The organism is Pseudomonas sp. AP42 (assembly GCF_001728935.1).
Classification (GTDB): domain Bacteria; phylum Pseudomonadota; class Gammaproteobacteria; order Pseudomonadales; family Pseudomonadaceae; genus Aquipseudomonas; species Aquipseudomonas lactis.
Window position 1 is genome coordinate 1 of the sequence record NZ_LYSO01000071.1, and the last position, 20,630, is coordinate 20,630.

Annotated in this window: 19 protein-coding genes and 1 riboswitch; of the genes, 11 read left to right on the forward strand and 8 right to left on the reverse strand. The window is 62.5% G+C overall.

Going from position 1 to position 20,630, the window contains the following annotated elements; all coding sequences use genetic code 11:
* Positions 1 to 127: 127 nt before the first annotated feature.
* Positions 128 to 2,143, reverse strand: a complete 2,016-nt coding sequence (gene uvrB, locus A7K61_RS20885; RefSeq protein ID WP_003192575.1) for an excinuclease ABC subunit UvrB — start codon at positions 2,141 to 2,143, stop codon at positions 128 to 130.
* Between the two features lie 343 nt (positions 2,144 to 2,486).
* Here uvrB and A7K61_RS20890 point away from each other — a divergent pair, with 343 nt between their 5' ends.
* Together A7K61_RS20890 and A7K61_RS20895 are read left to right on the forward strand one after the other, a co-directional pair.
* Positions 2,487 to 3,683, forward strand: a complete 1,197-nt coding sequence (locus A7K61_RS20890; protein ID WP_069558268.1) for an amino acid aminotransferase — start codon at positions 2,487 to 2,489, stop codon at positions 3,681 to 3,683.
* A gap of 101 nt (positions 3,684 to 3,784) precedes the next feature.
* Positions 3,785 to 3,994 (forward strand): hypothetical protein, encoded by a 210-nt coding sequence (locus A7K61_RS20895; RefSeq protein WP_005789784.1) that lies wholly within the window; start codon positions 3,785 to 3,787, stop codon positions 3,992 to 3,994.
* Positions 3,995 to 4,148: 154 nt separating this feature from the next.
* Here A7K61_RS20895 and A7K61_RS20900 read toward each other — a convergent pair whose 3' ends face one another.
* The gene (locus tag A7K61_RS20900; RefSeq protein WP_069558290.1) at positions 4,149 to 5,021 is read right to left on the reverse strand and encodes a LysR family transcriptional regulator; all 873 of its coding nucleotides are present in this window, start codon (positions 5,019 to 5,021) and stop codon (positions 4,149 to 4,151) included.
* A gap of 103 nt (positions 5,022 to 5,124) precedes the next feature.
* On the opposite strand from A7K61_RS20900, the gene A7K61_RS20905 reads away from it, so the two are divergent.
* Complete coding sequence (locus tag A7K61_RS20905; RefSeq protein WP_069558269.1) at positions 5,125 to 6,519, forward strand: aldehyde dehydrogenase family protein; 1,395 nt, start codon at positions 5,125 to 5,127, stop codon at positions 6,517 to 6,519.
* 34 nt (positions 6,520 to 6,553) lie between these two features.
* Here the strand turns inward: A7K61_RS20905 and A7K61_RS20910 are convergent, their stop codons facing one another.
* Positions 6,554 to 6,859 carry a protealysin inhibitor emfourin gene (locus A7K61_RS20910; protein ID WP_069558270.1) on the reverse strand — a complete coding sequence of 102 codons (306 nt, stop codon included), beginning with the start codon at positions 6,857 to 6,859 and terminating at the stop codon, positions 6,554 to 6,556.
* Positions 6,860 to 6,888: 29 nt separating this feature from the next.
* On the reverse strand, positions 6,889 to 7,950 hold the full coding sequence (locus tag A7K61_RS20915) for a M4 family metallopeptidase (RefSeq protein ID WP_047711415.1): 1,062 nt from the start codon (positions 7,948 to 7,950) through the stop codon (positions 6,889 to 6,891).
* Positions 7,951 to 8,086: 136 nt separating this feature from the next.
* Here A7K61_RS20915 and A7K61_RS20920 point away from each other — a divergent pair, with 136 nt between their 5' ends.
* The 4 genes from A7K61_RS20920 (at position 8,087) to A7K61_RS20935 (ending at position 12,219) form a co-directional block, all read left to right on the forward strand.
* Entirely contained in the window at positions 8,087 to 9,016 is a 930-nt protein-coding gene (locus A7K61_RS20920) for a DNA/RNA non-specific endonuclease (protein ID WP_069558271.1), read from the forward strand.
* Between the two features lie 122 nt (positions 9,017 to 9,138).
* A riboswitch (cobalamin riboswitch) is annotated at positions 9,139 to 9,332 on the forward strand.
* A 114-nt stretch (positions 9,333 to 9,446) separates the two neighbouring features.
* Positions 9,447 to 10,457 carry an ABC transporter substrate-binding protein gene (locus A7K61_RS20925; protein ID WP_069558272.1) on the forward strand — a complete coding sequence of 337 codons (1,011 nt, stop codon included), beginning with the start codon at positions 9,447 to 9,449 and terminating at the stop codon, positions 10,455 to 10,457.
* On the forward strand, positions 10,454 to 11,458 hold the full coding sequence (locus A7K61_RS20930; protein ID WP_044274732.1) for an iron ABC transporter permease: 1,005 nt from the start codon (positions 10,454 to 10,456) through the stop codon (positions 11,456 to 11,458). Before A7K61_RS20925 ends, A7K61_RS20930 begins: the two co-directional genes overlap by 4 nt.
* Positions 11,455 to 12,219: an ABC transporter ATP-binding protein gene (locus A7K61_RS20935; protein WP_069558273.1), complete on the forward strand. Its 765-nt coding sequence runs from the start codon at positions 11,455 to 11,457 to the stop codon at positions 12,217 to 12,219. Before A7K61_RS20930 ends, A7K61_RS20935 begins: the two co-directional genes overlap by 4 nt.
* Positions 12,220 to 12,317: 98 nt before the next feature.
* Here the strand turns inward: A7K61_RS20935 and A7K61_RS20940 are convergent, their stop codons facing one another.
* The 3 genes from A7K61_RS20940 to A7K61_RS20950 are packed head-to-tail and all read right to left on the reverse strand — an operon-like array spanning position 12,318 to position 14,168.
* Positions 12,318 to 12,809: a GNAT family N-acetyltransferase gene (locus A7K61_RS20940; RefSeq protein WP_069558274.1), complete on the reverse strand. Its 492-nt coding sequence runs from the start codon at positions 12,807 to 12,809 to the stop codon at positions 12,318 to 12,320.
* The gene (locus A7K61_RS20945) at positions 12,799 to 13,728 is read right to left on the reverse strand and encodes an alpha/beta hydrolase fold domain-containing protein (protein ID WP_044274734.1); all 930 of its coding nucleotides are present in this window, start codon (positions 13,726 to 13,728) and stop codon (positions 12,799 to 12,801) included. The genes A7K61_RS20940 and A7K61_RS20945 overlap by 11 nt, the downstream gene beginning before the upstream one ends.
* Positions 13,728 to 14,168, reverse strand: coding sequence for a TspO/MBR family protein (locus A7K61_RS20950; protein ID WP_032896119.1), 441 nt, complete (start codon positions 14,166 to 14,168; stop codon positions 13,728 to 13,730). Before A7K61_RS20950 ends, A7K61_RS20945 begins: the two co-directional genes overlap by 1 nt.
* A 190-nt stretch (positions 14,169 to 14,358) precedes the next feature.
* Between A7K61_RS20950 and chrA the strand changes: the two genes are divergently transcribed.
* Complete coding sequence (chrA, locus tag A7K61_RS20955; protein ID WP_069558291.1) at positions 14,359 to 15,555, forward strand: chromate efflux transporter; 1,197 nt, start codon at positions 14,359 to 14,361, stop codon at positions 15,553 to 15,555.
* A 90-nt stretch (positions 15,556 to 15,645) separates the two neighbouring features.
* On the opposite strand, the gene A7K61_RS20960 is transcribed toward chrA, so the two are convergent.
* On the reverse strand, positions 15,646 to 16,212 hold the full coding sequence (locus A7K61_RS20960) for a nucleotidyltransferase family protein (RefSeq protein WP_069558275.1): 567 nt from the start codon (positions 16,210 to 16,212) through the stop codon (positions 15,646 to 15,648).
* A 324-nt stretch (positions 16,213 to 16,536) separates the two neighbouring features.
* On the opposite strand from A7K61_RS20960, the gene A7K61_RS20965 reads away from it, so the two are divergent.
* From A7K61_RS20965 to A7K61_RS20975, 3 genes are read left to right on the forward strand one after another with little or no spacing between them, the layout of a single operon-like run.
* The gene (locus A7K61_RS20965) at positions 16,537 to 17,877 is read left to right on the forward strand and encodes a cytochrome C (RefSeq protein WP_069558276.1); all 1,341 of its coding nucleotides are present in this window, start codon (positions 16,537 to 16,539) and stop codon (positions 17,875 to 17,877) included.
* A 4-nt stretch (positions 17,878 to 17,881) separates the two neighbouring features.
* The gene (locus tag A7K61_RS20970; RefSeq protein ID WP_069558277.1) at positions 17,882 to 18,373 is read left to right on the forward strand and encodes a sorbitol dehydrogenase; all 492 of its coding nucleotides are present in this window, start codon (positions 17,882 to 17,884) and stop codon (positions 18,371 to 18,373) included.
* Positions 18,370 to 20,613 (forward strand): GMC oxidoreductase, encoded by a 2,244-nt coding sequence (locus A7K61_RS20975; RefSeq protein ID WP_069558278.1) that lies wholly within the window; start codon positions 18,370 to 18,372, stop codon positions 20,611 to 20,613. Before A7K61_RS20970 ends, A7K61_RS20975 begins: the two co-directional genes overlap by 4 nt.
* Positions 20,614 to 20,630 lie beyond the last annotated feature (17 nt).

Sequence of the window (20,630 nt, forward strand, 5' to 3'; positions counted from 1 at the left end):
CGGGGCGCTTCAGATCAAAAGCAGATCAAGATCAAGAGCGACTCGCTTCGCATCGTGGTTACCGTTGAGCGTTACAGTCTTGTGTAGATACCTATGCCGCGATGAGCGCCAGCCCAATCAACACAAATCAAACAGCCAACAGGCGCTCACGCAACTTGCCAATCTCATCGCGCGTCTGCGCCGCCGCTTCAAACTCCAGATCCCGCGCCAACTGGTACATCTTCTCTTCCAGCTGTCGAATCCGTTTGGTGATCTCACTCGGCGAGCGCAGTTCGTTCTCGTACTTGGCGCTCTCCTCGGCGGCCTTGGCCATGCCCTTGCGCTTCTTGCTGCGCGAGCCGGGCACGGTGGCGCCTTCCATGATGTCGGCAACGTCCTTGAACACACCTTTGGGGGTAATGCCGTGCTCCAGGTTGAACGCGATCTGCTTGTCGCGACGGCGCTGAGTCTCGCCAATCGCCCGCTCCATGGAGCCGGTGATGCGGTCGGCATAAAGAATTGCCCGTCCATTGAGGTTACGCGCCGCTCGGCCGATGGTCTGGATCAATGAACGCTCGGAGCGCAGGAAGCCCTCCTTGTCCGCATCCAGGATCGCCACCAGTGACACTTCTGGCATATCCAACCCTTCGCGCAGCAGGTTGATCCCCACCAGCACATCGAAGGTGCCCAGGCGCAGGTCGCGGATGATTTCCACGCGTTCCACGGTGTCGATGTCCGAGTGCAGGTAACGCACGCGCACGCCGTGGTCGGCCAGGTAGTCGGTCAAGTCTTCGGACATGCGCTTGGTCAGGGTGGTAACCAGCACCCGCTCTTCCAGGGCCACGCGCTTGTTGATCTCCGACAGCAAGTCGTCGACCTGGGTCAGCGCCGGGCGAATTTCGATTTCCGGGTCCACCAGGCCGGTGGGTCGCACCAGTTGCTCGATAACGCGGCCCGCGTGCTCGGCTTCATAGTTGCCGGGCGTAGCGGAGACGAAGATGGTCTGCGGGCTGATGGCTTCCCACTCGTCAAAGCGCATCGGCCGGTTGTCCAGCGCCGACGGCAGGCGGAAACCGTATTCCACCAGGGTTTCCTTGCGTGAACGGTCACCCTTATACATGGCGCCCACCTGCGGCACGCTGACGTGGGATTCGTCGATCACCAGCAAGGCGTCCGGCGGCAGGTAGTCATAGAGCGTCGGCGGCGGCGCGCCGGAGTCACGGCCCGACAGGTAGCGCGAGTAGTTTTCGATGCCGTTGCAGTAGCCCAGCTCCAGGATCATCTCCAGGTCGAAGCGGGTGCGCTGCTCCAGGCGCTGGGCTTCCACCAGCTTATTGTTGGAACGCAGGTATTCCAGGCGCTCGGCCAGCTCGACCTTGATGCCCTCGATGGCGCCCATCAGGGTTTCGCGCGGGGTCACGTAGTGGCTTTTGGGGTAGAAGGTGAAGCGCGGTAGCTTGCGGATCACTTCACCGGTCAACGGGTCGAAGGCTGACAGGCTTTCGACCTCATCATCGAACAGTTCGATACGGATGGCTTCCAGGTCGGATTCGGCCGGGTAGATATCGATCACATCGCCGCGCACTCGGAAGGTGGCGCGGGCAAAATCCATGTCGTTACGGGTGTACTGCAGGCTCGCCAGGCGGCGCAACAGTTCGCGCTGGTCGAGTTTATCGCCACGGTCGACGTGCAACACCATCTTCAGATAGGTTTCCGGGCTGCCCAAGCCATAGATGCACGACACCGTGGTAACGATGATCGCGTCTTTACGCTCCAGCAGGGCCTTGGTGGCCGAGAGGCGCATCTGCTCGATGTGGTCGTTGATCGACGCATCCTTCTCGATAAAGGTATCGGAGGACGGCACATAGGCTTCGGGCTGGTAGTAGTCGTAGTAGGAAACGAAATACTCCACCGCGTTGTTCGGGAAGAACGCCTTGAACTCGCCATAGAGCTGCGCCGCCAGGGTTTTGTTCGGCGCCAGCACCAGGGTCGGGCGGTTGGTCTGGGCGATCACGTTGGCGATGCTGAAGGTCTTGCCGGAACCGGTCACCCCAAGCAGCGTCTGGTGCGCCAGGCCGGCCTCGATGCCTTCGACCATCTGACGAATGGCTTCCGGTTGATCGCCGGCGGGTTCAAAACGGGTAACGAGCTGGAAATCCGACATAACGTACCTCGTGAAGTCACCCCAGACTCGACACCGCCAGGGACGAAATAGCTCAGCAACCCGCGAATAATCATCGCAGGGTGCAGGAAAAAACCATGATAGCTGTAGAAGTGGTGTCGAATGTGACGGGTTTCAAGGCCGTCGTCCTACACGACCTTTCTCGCCAATGTGGCAATAAGACTAACGGTCAGCAAATAAACCGAAAAACATGGCCGAAAAGCCGTTTCCGTTGTCGCTCTCAGCCGTGATGGCCTCTATACTAGCTCCCCGTTTGTGCACCGCTCTAGTGCATTCGGCTGGAGCGCGACACGTCCCTCCTACCCCCCATAGAGCTGCCGCAAAAATGAGCCTGTTCTCCGCTGTCGAAATGGCACCACGCGATCCAATCCTGGGCCTCAACGAAGCATTCAACGCCGATACACGAACCACCAAGGTGAACCTTGGCGTGGGCGTTTACTGCAACGAGGAGGGGAAGATTCCACTCTTGCGTGCCGTTGCCGAAGCGGAAGCCATTCGTGTGGCGCAACACGCCGCCCGTGGCTACTTGCCGATCGACGGCATCGTGGCGTACGACCAGGCCGTGCAAAAGCTGCTGTTTGGCGCTGAGTCGCCGCTGTTGAGCGAAGGCCGTGTGATTACTGCCCAGGCCGTGGGCGGCACGGGCGCGCTGAAAATCGGCGCCGACTTCCTCAAGCAACTGCTGCCCAACGCCGTCGTCTCCATCAGCGACCCGAGCTGGGAAAACCACCAGGCGCTGTTTGAAAAAGCCGGTTTCCCGGTACAAACCTACCGCTACTACGACGCCGCCACCCACGACGTGAACCGTGCCGGCCTGCTCGAAGACCTCAACGCCCTGCCGCCGCAGTCCATCGTGGTGCTGCACGCTTGCTGCCATAACCCGACCGGCGTCGACCTCAGCCCGGCCGACTGGCAAAACGTGCTGGACGTGGTCAAGGCCAAGAACCTGGTGCCGTTCCTCGACATGGCCTACCAAGGCTTCGGCGACGGCATCCACGAAGACGCCGCCGCGGTGCGCCTGTTCGCGGAATCGGGCCTGACCTTCTTCGTGTCCAGCTCGTTCTCCAAGTCGTTCTCCCTGTACGGCGAACGTGTTGGCGCGCTGTCGATTGTCAGCGAGTCCAAGGAAGAAAGCGCGCGCATCCTGTCCCAGGTCAAGCGTGTGATCCGCACCAACTATTCCAACCCGCCCACCCACGGCGCAGCCATCGTTGCCGCCGTGTTAAACAACCCTGAGCTGCGCGCCCAGTGGGAAGCCGAACTGGCCGAGATGCGCCTGCGCATCCGCGGCATGCGCGAGCAGATGGTGGCCGAACTGGCCAAGGCTGCTCCAGGCCATGACTTCAGCTTTGTCGGTCGTCAGCGCGGGATGTTCTCCTACTCCGGCCTGAGCGTTGAGCAAGTCACCCGCCTGCGTACCGAGTTCGGCATCTATGCGCTGGATACCGGTCGCATCTGCGTAGCGGCGCTGAATCAGTCGAACATTGGTGCGGTGACCAAGGCGATTGTCCAGGTGCTGTAAGCCGGCAAGCGTTATACGAAGGGGGAAGCCATGGGCTTCCCCCTTTTTATTGGCGAACACACTAGACTGAACACCGACTGCCCCCTTGCTGTGAGAGCTTTATGAGAAACGACGACCTGGACCTGCGCGCCGACCGCGACGAACTGCACGACTACGCCCCACGCGCACCGCAAGCCAAGCGCCAGAAGAGCCTGGTGCTGCAAGTGGCGTTGGGGGTATTTCTGGGTGGGCTGGCCTTGTGGCTGGTGCAGTTGGGTGCAACGGCGATCATGGCCAAGCTGGCCATGGGCACCCTGCAATTTGGTGGCTGATGAAGTTCAAGCCCCCCTATACCTGTAGGAGCGAGCTTGCTCGCGAAAAACTCACAGACGCCGCGTTTATTCATGAAGCACGCGTAATCGTTGACGTTTTTCGCGAGCAAGCTCGCTCCTACAGGTATCAGGGCTTGCCCCTTTCACATTGGATTTAGGTTGCCACCAGATCGCGTTCTTCCAGCAGCTTTACGAAACTGTTCAAGCTCTGTGAAACCGTGCCCCGGCGCCAGATCAGCCAGGTATTGAGCAGGCGGAAGCTGTCCGTCAACGGCCACACGCTTACCGCCGCACACCCCGGCATACTCTCCAGCATGCTGCGTGGCATCAGCGCCAGCCCTGCCCCGGCGCTGACACACGCCAACATGCCGTGGTACGACTCGATCTCGAAGATCCTGCCCGGCACCGCGCCATCCTGTGAGAACCAGCGTTCGAAGTGATGCCGGTACGAGCAGTTGGAGCGGAACGTATAGATGTTCTCGCCATTCACTTCCTGGCCACGGGTGATCGGCGCGTGATGCAGCGGTGCAATCACCACCATCTCCTCCTCGAACACCGCCACACCCTCTAGCGTGGAATGCAGCACCGGCCCGTCGACAAAGGCCGCCGTCAGCCGGCCCGACAGCACGCCTTCGATCATGGTGCCCGAGGGGCCGGTGCTCAGGTCCAGCTCGACCTTGGTGTATTGCTGGTTATACGCCGCCAGTAACGCCGGGATGCGCACTGCCGCCGTGCTCTCCAGCGAGCCCAAGGCAAAGGCGCCCTGAGGCTCCTCCCCCGCCACCGTGGCGCGGGCTTCCTGTACCAGATCGAGAATGCGCCGCGTGTAGCCGAGGAAATTCCACCCCGCCGGAGACAAACGCAAGCGACTCTTCTCTCGGATGAATAACTCCACGCCCAAATCCTGCTCCAGTTGCTTGATACGCGTGGTGAGGTTCGATGGCACGCGATGAATCAACTGCGCGGCGGCGCTGATGCTGCCTTGCTCGGCAACGGCCTTGAAGATTTCCAGTTGCACCAGGTCCAAGTCATTCTCCATTCATGAACGTATCGCTTAATATTATTCAGTTTCAAGAAAACATACAGCCCCGTACGCTGGCCTCATTCCATTCATTCAGCCGGACGGTGCCATGAACAATGCTATCTCTCACCAGACCCACGCCCTGTCGATCAACCCCGCCAATGGCGAAACCGTCGGCAGCTACGCCTATGAAAGCGCAGAACAGCTGAACGCCGCCCTCTCCCGCTCGACCGATGCCTTCCGCACCTGGCGTCGCACGCCGGTAAGCCAGCGCGCCGAATATCTGCTGGCCCTGGCCGCTGCCCTGCGTGAACAGGCTGAAGACATGGCGCAAATGATCACCCTGGAAATGGGCAAACCCATCGCCCAGGCCCGCGCCGAAATCGAAAAGTGCGCGCAACTGAGCGAATGGTACGCCGCCCACGGCCCGGCTATGCTTGCACCAGAACCCACCCTGGTGGACAACGGCAGCGCGCAGATCGAATACCGCCCACTGGGCCCGATCCTCGCGGTAATGCCGTGGAATTTCCCGGTGTGGCAAGTGCTGCGCGGCGCCGTGCCGACCCTGCTTGCCGGCAACACCTACGTACTCAAGCATGCGCCCAATGTGATGGGCAGCGCGTATCTGATCCAGCAGGCGCTGCGTAAAGCCGGTTTCGCTGAAGGCGTATTCGAAGTGATCAACGTGACCCAGGACGGTGTATCTACGGCCATCGCCGACCCGCGCATCGCCGCTGTGACCCTCACCGGCAGCGTGCGCGCTGGCATCGCCATCGGCTCACAAGCCGGGGCCGCGTTGAAGAAATGCGTGCTGGAACTGGGTGGCTCCGACCCGTTTATCGTACTCAACGACGCCGACCTCGACGCCGCTGTGCAAGCCGCCGTGATCGGCCGTTTCCAGAACAGCGGCCAGGTCTGCGCCGCCGCCAAGCGCTTGATCATCGAAGCGGGCGTGGTTGAAGCCTTCACCGCCAAGTTCCTTGAAGCCAGCCGCGCCCTGGTGATGGGCGAGCCCACCTCAACCGCCACCTATATCGGCCCCATGGCGCGCTTTGATCTGCGTGACGAACTGCACGGCCAGGTCCAGGCGACCCTGGAAGAAGGCGCCACGCTGCTGCTGGGTGGCCATAAAGTCGCGGGCGCGGGCAATTACTACGAACCGACCGTCCTGGCTGACGTCACCGATCACATGACGTCGTTCAAACAGGAACTGTTCGGCCCCGTGGCCTCGATCATCACCGCCCGCGACGCCGAGCACGCCGTGGCGCTGGCCAATGACAGCGAGTTTGGCCTGACCGCGAGTATCTTCACAGCCGATTCTGCAAAGGCGCGGGCGATTGCCGACCAACTGGAAACCGGCGGGATCTTCGTCAACGCTTTCAGCGTCTCAGACCCGCGGGTGGCGTTTGGCGGCGTGAAGAAGAGCGGTTTTGGTCGTGAGCTGTCGCACTTCGGCGTACGCGAGTTTTGCAATGCGCAGACGGTGTGGCTGGATCGTAAGTAGCTTGCCAAGAGCCACAAACCAGCCTTGGCGCGCTTCAACAATTTATGTGCCGCCGCACGCACTGCACCAACCCGTCCAGTGCCGGGGGATTCACCGGCGCGAGCACACAAACCGTGTGCTCACGCTTGCCCTCCGCGACTGTCAGGGTGTAATGCACCCGGCCTGGGTTGCCAGGCTCGGGATCGGTACTTTGCGGCAACTTGAAAAAATCGGCAGCTTCGATCAGTTGCCGCAATTCCTGCTGGTCGGGTTCGGGCAGCGAGTCCAGTTCCACCGTACGCGGCTTGGCCAGCCCCGGAAAAAAAGCCGCCCCACCGCTTTCCTTGATTGAAATTCGCATGGCTGTTCCTCGCCGCCCAGGCGGCTTCGTCAAACGTTTATGCCCACCGCTTTCCAGCCTGCCTTGACCGCCTTCTGTTCATCCTTGTTCACGCCATAAAGCTGGCCGGCAATGTCGTGGGTGATGCGCGCAAAACGCAAAAACCCGGAGTTGGGTCGCAGCCGCGAATCGCGCAGTGCGTCGTACCAGATACGCCCGGCACGCTCCCAGGCGAACCCGCCTATATTGATCGCCACCTGATAGAACGCATGGTTGGGAATGCCGGAATTGATATGCACGCCCCCATTGTCCTCGTAAGTCTGTACAAAATCATCCATGTGCCCCGGCTGCGGGTCTTTGCCCAGCAGCTTGTCATCAAAGGCGGTGCCAGGTGCTTTCATCGAGCGCAGGGCGGTGCCTTTGATCTTTTTGGTAAACAGCCCCTTGCCGATCAACCAATCGGCGTCCTCGGCCTTTTGCTTTAACGCGTATTGCTTGATCAACGAGCCAAACACGTCCGACAACGACTCGTTCAGCGCGCCGGACTGGTTGAAGTACATGAGCTTGGCCTCATCCTCGGTCACACCGTGCGCCAACTCATGGCCGATGACATCGAGTGCCACGGTGAAGCGGTTGAACAACTGCTGGTCGCCATCGCCGAACACCATCTGGGTCGAATTCCAGAACGCATTGTTGTAGTCCTGACCGAAGTGCACGGTCGCGTCCAGGGCCATGCCCGCATCGTCGATGGAGTTGCGGTCGAAGACCTGGTCGAAAAAATCGAAGGTCGCGCCCAGGCCGTCATAGGCTTCGTCTACCGCAGCATCGCCGCTGGCGGGTTGCCCTTCGCCACGGATCAGTTTTCCGGGCAGGCTGTCGGTGTTGTTGGCGCTGTAGATCGAGCGCTGTTTTTCGCTGCCCACCGCCAATGCCATCCGCGCGGGGCTTTTGGCGGGTTCGGCGACCATGCGCAACGAGCGGAACGTGCTGTCCTTGGCACGCGTGCGCAACGCGACCTCCCGTTGGGCTTTGTCGCCGTGGCGAGCGATCTGATCGAGCATGTACGGCGGAATCAGGCAGAAAATCGGATTGCGCGGTTGGCGAACACACATGAGCTGGCTCCTTTTTGGCGTGTGATGAACGTCCGGGTAACGATTTTCAGGATAGCCCTGGGATCGCCACCCGGGCCAAATTGTCATGAGTTTGTGTTTCAGTGGTGTTTATCCGAGGCCCATAAGGAACATGCCCATGCCCGCCCGCACAGTCAAAATCGACCTGAAGCACCGCCCCAGGCTTGCCGACCTGCGACCGTTGATCGCGGCCACCCCCACTCTGCTGGAAGCCAGAGCCGCGACGCCGCGTGTCACAGCGGCCAAGGACCTCAAAAACCGCGTTGGCTACGCCGACGAGTTCCTCAGCGACTTCGTGGTGCCATGGCCCACGGTTGGCGAGCCACTGGCGGGCGACGTGCAACCCAAGCGCCTGGACTACACGCATTTCTCCATCACCATGTCGCGCTCTCGACGACTGGCGCTGTACGTGGGGGTAAATATCGACGGCGCCAAGCATGTGGACATCGTGCGCAGCAACGACACCTGGGCCTACGATGGCCGCCTGCCCACCGACGCCCAGGTCGGTGAAGACCTGTACGCCGGCAACGGCCTGGACCGCGGCCACCTGGTGCGCCGCCAAGACCCCAACTGGGGCGACGACGCGACCACGGCCAACCTCGACACCTTCCACTTCACCAACTGCTCGCCACAAATGAGCGGCTTCAACCAGAAGACCTGGCTGGAACTCGAGGACTATATCCTCGACAACACTCAGCGCTGGAAAGCCCGGGCCACGGTGTTCAGCGGCCCGGTGTTCAGCGACAACGACCGCGTGTATCGCGGGGTAAAAATCCCCCAGGCATTCTGGAAGGTGGTGGCCTACCTCAGCGACGACGGCAAACCGTCTGCCAGCGCCTACATGATTGACCAGCGTCGCGAGCTGGACCAATTGGACCTGGTGTTCGGCCAGCTCAGAACCTACCAACGCAGTGTGATTGCGATCGAGCAATTGACCGGCATTCGCTTCGGCCAACTGGCTGACTACGACGGCTTCAGCAACGAAGAGCGCGCCACCGGCACGCGCATCGAAGCCCTGATCCGCGGCCCCCAAGACATTCGACTCTAACCAGTGCCCCCTGTAGGAGCGAGCTTGCTCGCGAAGACCGTCAACGATAACGCAGGGGCGCCTGATGCCCCGCGGTGTTCTCAAGTTCTTCGCGAGCAAGCTCGCTCCTACAGGGCGTGATCGCTTACCATACCGGCGCCGGTTCCCACGTGGGACTAATAGGGAATTCGAAACGCCGCCCAGGCGTCAATCGAAACTGCCCCCGCAACTGTAGGTGCTGAGCCTGCCCCTGAATGCCACTGGACCTCGTCCGGGAAGGCTGGGGCGTGGCGATGACGCATCAGTCAGGAGACCTGCCGGCCCAGCAACATCACTAACCGGCGGGGTGTCCGGGAAGGACATCCTGGCCCTGCACACCTGTAGCGTCCCAGGGCGTATTTCCGAGCCGTAACTCCCCAGCTGCACCCCTGGCTCACTCGGAGATCGCCCCATGCTGCCACGTGTTACCGCCCTGCTCGCAGGCTTGAGCGCCTGCGCCCTGGCCCACGCCGCGCCAAGCCACTACCCGCTGACCGTGGAAAACTGCGGCAGCAGCCTGACCTTCCAACAAGCCCCCGCCCGCAGCGTGAGCATCGGCCAGGCCGCCACCGAGATGCTCTATGCCTTGGGCGTGGGCGATAAAGTGGTAGGCACCTCGCTGTGGTTCAACAACGTGTTGCCACAGTACAAAGCCCAGAACGACCGCATCGAGCGCCTGGCCAACAACGAGCCAAGCTTTGAAGCGGTGATCGCCAAGCGCCCGCAACTGGTGGCGGCCGAACTGGAATGGGTGGTGGGCCCGCAAGGCGTGGTCGGCACCCGTGAGCAATTTCATGAGTTGAAGATCCCCACCTATGTGCTGCCGTCCGATTGCGAGGCCAAGGACAACCTGGTCGGCGCCGACGGCACGCGGTTGCAGCCGTTTCGCATCGAGACGATTTACCAGAGCATCCACCAACTGGCGCAGATTTTCGACGTGCAGGCGCGCGGCCAACAATTGAACGATGAGCTCAAGGCGCGCCTGGCCGCATCCATCGCCACCGCCCAGGGCAAAGGCTTGAAGCAGGCCAGCGCACTGGTGTGGTTCTCCAGCGCCGAGATGGCCAGCGACCCTTATGTGGCCGGCCATAAAGGCGTGCCGCAATTCATGCTGCACACCCTGGGCCTGCACAACGTGGTGCAGTCCGATGAAGAATGGCCCGCCGTCGGCTGGGAAACCATCGCCAAGGCCAACCCCACTTTCCTGGTGATCGCACGCATGGACCGTCGCCGCTACCCCGCCGACGACCACGAAAAGAAACTCGCCTTCCTGCGCAGCGACCCCGTCACCCGCAACATGGACGCGGTGAAACACAACCGCATCATCATCCTCGACGCCCTGGCACTGCAGGCCAGCCTGCGCACGTTCGACGGCCTTGAACAACTCGCTACCGCCATCGACGGCTACAACCTGGGCCAATGATGCGCACCCTCCTTGCCCTCGCCCTGCTATTGCTCGCCCTGCTCGCTGGCGTGGCCATCGGCGAAACCGCCATCGAACCGCAGGTGGTGTTGCAGGTGCTGGCCAATAAGCTCTGGGCCGCGGGCTATGCGCTGGATCCGATCGATGAGGGCGTGGTGTGGAACTACCGCCTGACCCGCACCCTGGTGGCCGCAGCCTGCGGTGCCGGGCTGGCGACCTGCGGGGTGATCCTGCAATCGTTGCTGCGCAACCCGCTGGCAGACCCGTACCTGTTGGGCATCAGCGCCGGCGCCTCCACCGGGGCCGTGCTGGTCGTGCTGATCGGAGTGGGCGGCGGGCTGGTGTCGTTGTCGGCAGGGGCGTTTGTCGGCGCCATGGCCGCGTTTGCGCTGGTGATTCTGCTCGCCCGCGCCAGCGGATCGTCCAGCGGCACCGGGCAGATCATCCTCGCGGGCATCGCCGGCTCGCAATTGTTCAATGCCCTGACCGCGTTCCTCATCACCAAGTCGGCCAGCTCCGAACAAGCCCGCGGCATTATGTTCTGGCTGCTGGGCAACCTCAGCGGCGTGCGCTGGCCGTCGGTGTGGTTGGCGGTGCCGGTGGCGGCGCTGGGGCTAGCGGTGTGCCTGTGGCACCGGCGAGCACTGGATGCGTTCACCTTTGGCAGCGACTCGGCGGCCTCCCTGGGCATTGCGGTGCGCCGCGTGCAATTTGTGCTGGTGGCCTGTGCGGCGTTGGTCACGGCGGTGATGGTGTCCATCGTCGGCTCCATTGGTTTTGTCGGGCTGGTGATTCCCCACGCTGCACGCCTGTTGCTCGGCACCGGGCATTCACGGTTACTGCCGGCCAGTGCCTTGGGCGGCGCGCTGTTTCTGATCGCCGCCGATGTGCTGTCACGCACCCTGATCAAGGGCCAAGTGATTCCCGTTGGGGTGGTCACGGCACTGGTGGGCGCGCCGGTGTTTGCGTTGATTTTGATTGGCCGGAGGAACGCCCGATGAGCGTGCTCAGTTGCCGCGGCCTGGGTTTCAAGGTGCGTGAGGCCCAGTTGCTGCACGGTATCGACCTGGACGTGCAGGCGGGCGAAACCCTGGGCATCGTCGGGCCGAACGGTTCGGGCAAGTCCACCCTGCTCAAACTGCTCGCCGGTTTGCGCCCGCCGGCCAGCGGTGAAGTGCGCCTGGGTGGCACGCGTCTGGAAGCGTTATCACGCCGCGCCATCGCGCAACAATTGGCGGTGGTGGAACAACAGGCCGATACCGACGACGCCATCCGTGTGTTCGACGCCGTAGCCCTGGGCCGCACACCCTGGCTATCGGCGCTGAGCCCGTGGTCGCGTGAAGACGACGCCATCGTGCACCAGGCCCTGCATGACGTAGACGCCACCCACCTGAGCCAACGCGCCTGGCGCAGCCTCTCGGGTGGCGAACGCCAACGCGTACACATCGCCCGCGCCCTGGCGCAACGCCCGCAGATTTTGTTGCTGGACGAGCCGACCAATCACCTGGATATCCAACATCAACTGGCGATTTTAAAAGGCGTGCAAGGCTTGCCAGTGACCACTTTGATTGCGCTGCACGACCTGAACCAGGCACTGACCTGTGATCGCCTGGCCGTGCTGGATCGCGGGCGACTGGTGGCGCTGGGTACGCCATTGGAAGTGCTGACGCCACAGCGTTTGCAAGAGACATTCGGGGTGCAAGGGCATTACCTGACGGACCCGTTCGACGGCGCACACATCCTGCGCCTGCGCTCCAACTGAACCTGTAGGAGCGAGCTTGCTCGCGAAAAACCCACAGGCGACGCGTTCATCCAGGAAACACGCGTTATCGTTGACGTTTTTCGCGAGCAAGCTCGCTCCTACAGAAGCCGGTGCATATGGGTTGTGTGCCAGACCGGGTCTGCCTCGACATCCACCACCTCGAACCCCTGACGCCGCCAGAAATCAATCGCACCCGGCAGAAATGGATGGGTGTGCAGGTAAACCACTGCCACACCCGCCTCCCGCGCCAGCGCCTCCAACGAGCGGTACAACTGGCCCGCCAGGCCCAAGCGACGGAACGCCGGGCGCACATACAGGCGCACCACTTCCACTGTCTTGCAGCCCTGATAGTCCAACTGGGGAAAACGACCGTCATAAGGCCGATAGCCCACCGCAGCCACGATTTGGCCGTCGGCGCGGGCAATCAAAAACTGCCCGCCACCCTTAAGGTAAACGGCTTCGAACTGCGCCAGATCATGGGGTATTCCGGTTGCGCTGAGCGTTGGAAACAGCTCATCGCGAGCCTGCAAAGCGAAGCTCAGCACCTCGGGAATATCAGCGGCTTTGGCCGCTTGAATGCTAACGCCCATTGCCAAGGATTCGACCTGTTATCCACTGGCGGCTGTACGCCAACACCCTGTCGGCCATCGCCACCGGAAAATGAATAAACCCATGGGCCGCCTCCGGCAGCAGATGCGCCTCAACGCCCGCCCATCGCTCGGCGATCAGCAGGGTGTCATCCTTGAGCGGGTCCAACTCGCCCACAAACATCAGCGCAGGTGGCAACCCCTCAAAGTCTCCATACAAGGGCGACAACGGCGGCTGCTGGCGCGCTTCGTCGCTGAGCCCCGGCGTCAGCAGGCGCAGCGCGTCGACCATGCCCGGCCCGTCCAACAACAAGGTGTCCGGCCCGGCCGTGCGCACGCTCGGTGTGCCGGTCAGGTCGTAAACGCCGTAGTACAGCACGGCCCCGCTCACCCGTTGCAGCAACTCGGGCCATGGCTTGAGCGCCAACAAGGTGGCCGCCGCCAAGTGCCCGCCGGCCGACTCACCGACAAAAATCACCGGCAGGCCGGCAAACTCCGGGCAGTCGGCCAAGAGCCAACGCGCCGCCACCAGGCAATCATCCAGCAGCCCTTCAATCGGTGTATCGACCGCCAGCCGGTAATCCACCGACACCACCGCGACGTCGCAGGCATTCACCATGCCCAGGTTCAAGTCGTCATCCATTTGCGCATTGCCGATCACCCAGCCACCGCCGTGGATATCCAACACCACGCCTCTGGGCTTACCGCTGGGGCGCAGGATACGCACGGGCACCCTGCCTACCTTTTTCAGCTCCACCACAGGCGCCTTCTTGAACGTCTGGCTGGCGCGCAGCAGTGCCTGGATCAGGCGCGGCGTGACGCGGTTGCGGATCTTGAACCGCGGCGTCCACGCCAGTTTCTGATTGAAGCGGCGCATCTGTGCCAGTTCGGGCTCGCTGGCGGGCCAATGCTGGTAGGCCATCAGCGGTTATTACGCAGGATCGAGAAGTTCAACGCCGCGGCCACGCACAGCCACACCAGATACGGGAACAGGATCAGCCCGGTAATCAGGTCCAGGCGCACGGCCAGCAGCACCATCGCCGCCACGGTCAGCCACAGCAGCACGATAATCACCATCCCGGCGAGCAACCGATGGGCACCGAAGAACACCGGCGTCCACAGCGTGTTCAACGCAATCTGCGCCGCCCACAGGGCCAATACCATTTCGCTGCCGGGGATCAGAGTCAGGCGGTAGCCGGCCCAGGCCAGCAGCAGGTAGATAATCGTCCAGGCCACTGGGAACAACCAATTGGGCGGGGTGAAGCTGGGCTTGACCAGGGATTCGTACCAGGCGCCGGGTTTGAAGATCACGCCAGTGCTGGCGGCGGCGGCGCAGGCAAGCAAGAAGATGAAGAAAGTCATGGTCGGTCCTTGAGGTCGAGTGGGTGGAAAACAACGCTCTGCTTTCAGTGACTCAAATCAGCGCGCATAAATTCAATGTGGGGCGCAAAAATGACATGCGGGTGGCCTCTTCTACGCGTCATAAAAAATGGTTAAGGTTCTGAAACCTATCGATCTGCGCTGGATTGAACAGCTCGCCCCGAGGCAACCCTTGCCCCCTATCGCCGATCACCGTAGCAGCCCCTGGTCAGTATTTCTGATCTTCCTGCGCCTGGGCCTCACCTCCTTTGGCGGCCCGATCGCGCACCTGGGTTATTTTCGCGAAGCATTCGTCATTCGGCGCCAGTGGCTGAGCGAGCGCAGCTACGCCGAACTGGTTGCCCTGTGCCAATTCCTACCCGGCCCGGCCAGCAGCCAGGTCGGCATCGCGCTGGGCCTGTCACGGGCGGGCTACAGCGGCGCCGTGGCGGCCTGGGCCGGGTTCACCTTGCCGTCGGCCATCGCCCTGATCCTGTTTGCCCTGGGGCTGGCCCACTACGGCAGCGCCCTGCCCCCTGGCGCGCTGCACGGCCTCAAGGTGGTCGCCGTAGCCGTGGTGGCCCAGGCCGTGTGGGGCATGGCGCGCAACCTGTGCCGAGGCGTGTTACGGGTAGCGTTGATGTTGATCGCCGCGGGCGTGGTGCTGCTGCAACCCTCCGCCTGGGCTCAAGTCGGGGTCATGGTGGTCGCAGGCGTGGCTGGCCTGCTGTTGTTCAAGCCCGAGAACAGCAACGAGCCCGACGCCCTGCCCATCGCCATCAGCCGCCGCGCCGGAGCCCTGTGGTTGATGCTGTTTTTGTTGTTGCTGGTGGGCTTGCCGCTCCTCGCCACATGGGCGCTCAACCCCACGCTGGCGCTGGTGGACGCCTTCTACCGCACCGGTGCGCTGGTATTCGGCGGCGGCCACGTGGTGTTGCCGCTACTGCAAGCCGAAGTGGTGCCCAGCCAATGGGTCAGCAACGACGTATTCCTCGCCGGTTACGGCGCCACCCAGGCCGTGCCCGGCCCGCTGTTCACCTTCGCCGCCTTCCTCGGCGCCTCCATGACCCACGCCCCGAGCGGTTGGCTTGGCGGGGTGATAGCGCTGCTGGCGATCTTCGCCCCGTCGTTCCTGCTGATCTTCGGCGCCTTGCCCTTCTGGGCCAGCCTGCGCAAAAGCCCGCGTACCCAGGCGGCGCTGGCCGGTGTCAATGCGGCGGTGGTCGGCCTGCTGTTGGCAGCGCTGTATCGACCGGTCTGGACCAGCGCGATCTTCAACGGCTACGACCTCGCCCTGGCGTTGCTGGCACTGGTCGCGTTGATGGTGTGGAAGCTGCCGCCATGGCTGGTAGTAATAAGTTGCGGCCTACTCGGCACGGCACTTCTGTAGGAGCGAGCTTGCTCGCGAAAAACTCACAGGCGCCGCGTTTAAGCTGAAGGCACGCGTTATCGTTGACGTTTTTCGCGAGCAAGCTCGCTCCTACAGCATTGGGGCTACAATCTTGAGCCACGGCCAACGCGCCTGATAACTCCTGGCCTTGTGCAAAAACAGCTCCGGCTCCGGATGCAAAGGGTTGATACGCAACAGCCCCTGCTCCACATCCTCCAAGCCATAAGGCGCATACAGCTCGCCCGAGGCAATCTCCAGCGCAATGCACGTGCCCGCCACCAGGTACCGATCAACGCCCTGCCTGGCCGAATGCAACTGTGGATAGGGCCGGCCAAACCGCTGCCCATACCAAAGGTGTACCCGCGCCTGATTCCTGACCTCCACATTCACGCCCAGGTCTTGGAATAGCACCTGCGCCGCACGAATTACCGCGTCCTCCGCCTCGTAAGACAGGTCCTCGTCAAAGTAAAAAACGTCGTAGTCCTTCACGCCCTGATCAGCCGGCAGATTCGCCTGATGATTCCACACCGCCTGGAACAGGCAGCCTGCCGTAAGCATGCACTGCTGCACGCCAAGCTCCGGCAGGCGCGCGGTGATTTGCGCATTGATAGGGTTGGCCATGGCCAATTCGAGCAGGGTGTCGACCGTCAATGTCATGTTCAATCCTCCATCGTCAGCGCCAACCATAACACCGGAATATGGCACTCCTGTAGGAGCGAGCTTGCTCGCGAAAATCCCAAACGATCACGCAGCGCCTGAAGGCAAAATCCGATTCCCCCGCCGCGCCTTGCGCCATTGCCTACACGTGCATCTGCCGCCGGGCGCCGATACTGCTTACCCCTACCTTTAGTCGGATATTGCTGAGGTTTTTAGCGCAACGGCTAGCCTTCAGCCTAGCGTAAGGGATAACGCTGAACTATCGGTCCATGAAGGGCCAGTACGCCTCGTCGTCCCGACGCTTTATCTGCTGAGGAGACGATAATGAAAATAACCTTGAAACGGTTGGCGTGCCTGGGTGCAAGCTTCACCAGCGTGCTCGCAATGGCCGATGCGGCCAGCCCGCCGCCGCTGTCACCTGCGATTCCCTTCGACGTCACCGCCAATGCCCCCTTCACCCTGGACAACCTGCAACACGATTTCGACGTGCTGTCGTGGCAGACCTTCGTCGCGCTGAACTGGCCCGCCAACGCCGACGGCAGCGCCAATACCTCGGCGCAGATCGGCGCGCCGGGGCAGACGGTGTGGGAGTCGTGGAAGGAGAGCTACGAGATTTTCCTGCCCCAAGGACAGATGCCTGTCGCCTGGAACCAGAAGGCGCCGCTACCCCCGGCCTGTCAAGGCAAGGGTGACCTGCCCGTGCTGCAGCAGATGGGCAAGGTTGCTGGTGTGCTCGACGAGACCATCCAGCCGTTCAAGACCGGCCCACTGGTGGACCAGAACGGCACTTACACGCGCAACGCGATCATGGTCAACCAGCCGATGTTCGACAACATCGTCAACAATGGTCTGTACAGCAAGGAAGGCCAACAGGCTTTCTTCACCAAGGCCGAGAACCGCATCGCCTTCTCCTGCGGCTCGCAGAAAGACAAGCATGTCGGCGCGATCATGGTCAAATCGGCCTGGAAGGTACTCGGCGGCAACGACAACCCGCAGGACTTCCACGCCGTCGACGCGCTGGTCTACACCCCAGGCAACGCCGACCCGAGCAAGGGCGCGGTGATCCCCGAATCGTGCAACGCGCAGAAGGTCGGGCTGGTCGGCCTGCACATCGTGCACAAGACCAAAGATGCGCCGCAGTGGGTGTGGTCAAGCTTCGAGCACGTGCGCAACGTGCCGGAAAAAACCACACCCATGAACGAGCGCAAGGGCCCCTACCTGTTCTACAACGCCCAGACCAGCGACCGCCCGGTGAACGAGCCGCCCGCGCAGCCGTGGGACCCGTCGAAGAAAGCCACGCCCTCGCAGATCGTGCGAGAAATACCGCTCACCGCCGCAACCCACCAGCTCAACGCGCAATGGCAAGGCGCGCTCAAGGGCACGGTGTGGGCCAACTACCAGTTGATCAGCACCCAATGGCCAACCGCCCCCGCCGATGACTGCCAGGTGCCGTCGCCAACCAACCCGCTGGGCACGCCTGCGCCGAACTTCCTGGCCAACGCCACGCTGGAAACCTACAACCAGGGCACTACGCCGCAGGCCTCATCCAGTTGCATGGAGTGCCACAACAACGCAACCACCCGGGTGACCCAGTCCCCGCTCACCAGCTTCGCCGATTTCACCTTTCTGCTTGAACGTGCCCAATCCATCGGTGCCAAGGAGTGATGCCATGAGCGACTCAAACCTGCAAAACTTCATCGACCTGTCTGCCGAGCTCACTGGCCTGTCAGCCAAGCTGCTGGCGCCTGCCGTCGACCCGATCAACCTGCCTCCGGTGTTTTTCGACACCGCCCAGCAAGGCATGGGCACCGAAGCGTTCAGCAAACTGCTGAACCTGTACGTCCCTATCAAAGGCCAACCCCATAAGCAGATCGCCAGCGCCCTACTCGGCAGTTCGGACCCGCAGATCGCCAAAGGCGCCCGCTCGATCATGAAGCTGTGGCTGCTTGGCAGCTGGTACCAGCCTTATGACCAAGGCGCCGCCCACACGGGTGACATCCGCGTGGTCTCCGACCAGGCTTACAAGGAAAGCTGGGCGTGGAAAATCGCCCAATCCCACCCCATGGGCTACAGCGAGTACCACTTCGGCTACTGGGCCGAGCAGCCACCGACCCTCAAGCAGTTCACCGGTGTCGACGCCAAGGAAGGGCAGCAGCCATGAGCACTCTAAACACCCAGAACATCGAAACCGCCGATGTGATCGTCGTGGGCGCCGGCATGGCCGGCAGCGTCATGGCCTACCAGTTGGGCCTGGCCGGCTTGAAAGTGCTGGTGCTCGAGTCGGGCCCGGCGATACCGCCTAACCGCAGCGAGTACCTGGAGCGTTTCTACACGGCCGTGCTCAAGGCGCCCGAGTCGCCCTACCCACCGGAGCAGAGCGAGCAGACCCCGGCCAAACAGTTCGCCCCGCGAGCGACTATCCAGGACTTGATCACCGCCGGCAGCCACGACAAGGACAAGGTGCAGAAGAGCTACCTGGTACAGAACGGGCCGCGACTGTTCGCCAGCACCTACGAGCGGGTGGGCGGCGGTACCATGTGGCACTGGATGGGCACGGCTCTGCGCCTGTTACCCAACGACTTTCGTATGCAGAGCAAGTACAAGGTCGGGGTCGACTGGCCGATCAGCTACGACGACCTGCAGACCGCCTACTGCCGCGCCGAGGAAGAGATGGGCGTCTCTGCCGATGTGACGTCGCAGACTTACCTGGGCGTGACCTTCCCCCAGGGCTACCAATACAGCATGCACGGCATTCCTCCATCGTTGGTCGACCAGGGCGTGGGCAAGGCCGTCGATGGCACCCAGTACCAGGGCATCACCCTCAACGTGCGGCAAACCCCGGCCGGGCGTAACTCGCAGAACGACAATGGCCGACGGGTATGCGCCGGCAACACCAGTTGCACGCCGATCTGCCCAATCCAGGCTAAATACGACGCCACCGTGACCATGGCCAAGGCCCTGGATACCGGTAATGTGCGGATCCTCTACCAGTGCGTGGCGAGCAAGGTGCAGGTGGATGCCAACGGGGTCACGGGGATCGATTTCATCCAGTACCAGAACAACGGCACGCAACAGCACGGCACGGCTCAGGGCAAGCGCTACGTGATCGCCGCCCACGCGATCGAAACGCCCAAGCTGCTGCTCAACTCCATCGGCCCGCACAGCCCAAAAGGGGTCGCCAACAGCAGCGGCCAGGTCGGCAAGTCGTTGGCCGACCACCCTGTGTACCTGGCCTGGGGCCTGATGCCCGAAGGCAAGCCGTTGTTTCCGTTCCGTGGGCCACTGTCCACCTCAGGGATCGAAGACATGCGCGACGGTGCGTTCCGCAGCACGCGTGCCGCCTGGCGTATCGAGATCGGCAACGAGGGTTGGAACTGGTCGGCGAATGATCCGTACACCACGGTCTGCGATTTTATCGACGGCGACAACAATGGCGGCACCAACAATGGCGGCGCCGACCACAAGAGCGAGGCATTGTCCGGCGTGGCGCTGGTGCAGAAGCTCAACAGCGTGCTGACCCGCCAGTTCCGTCTGGCCTTCTTGATCGAGCAGGTGGAGAAAGAGCCCGACGAAGCGCTGTGCCGGGTGGAGAGTAGCAAGCATTTCACCGACGGCTTGGGCCTGCCTCGGCCAGAGATCGCCTACGAACTGTCCGACTACACCAAGGAGGGCTTCAAGCAGGCGCGCCTGGCCGCCACGCATATCATCACCAAACTGATGGGTGCCACCGAGCTGACCAACCTGAACCCCACACTCGACCCCACGCTCGTCGCGCAAACGGTGTTCAACTACGACCACCAGAACTACGCCTTCTACGGCGCTGGCCACCTGATGGGCACCTACCGCATGGGCTCGGACCGCAACAAGTCGGTGGTGGACAAAGACCAGCGCAGCTGGGACCACCCCAACCTGTTCCTGGTCGGCGACGGCGTGTTCCCCTCCACCGGCACCGCCAACCCGACCTTGACCATCACCGCGCTGACCTTCCAGGCCGCCGACGTAGTCGCCAGCGACCTGCTCAAGCGTACCGTGCAGGTGCAGGCCAGAGACCCCTGGCAAGGCACCGGCGTGCAGGTCAACGGACAGAGCTGGCAACTGGCGGTGTGCACCGGTGGGCAGTGGACGGCCAACCCGGGCACCGGGATGGTCGGCGCGGCAGGCCACCCAGGCCTGACCGCCAAGCCCGGCTATACCTTGCCCGGTCAAGCGGAAGGCGCGTTGATCGGGCGTATCGGCCCCAGCGGCGCGCCGTTCCTGGTGGGCAACCAGGCGCAATTGCCGCGTGGCCAGCAGGGGGAGTTGCAATTGTGCATCAATGACGACCTGTCCGGGCGTTACGGGGCTGGCCTGAGCGATAACCAGGGCAGCCTGTCGGTGGAGGTGCGTTTCGGGGCGGTGTAGGCGCTGGCATAGCAACC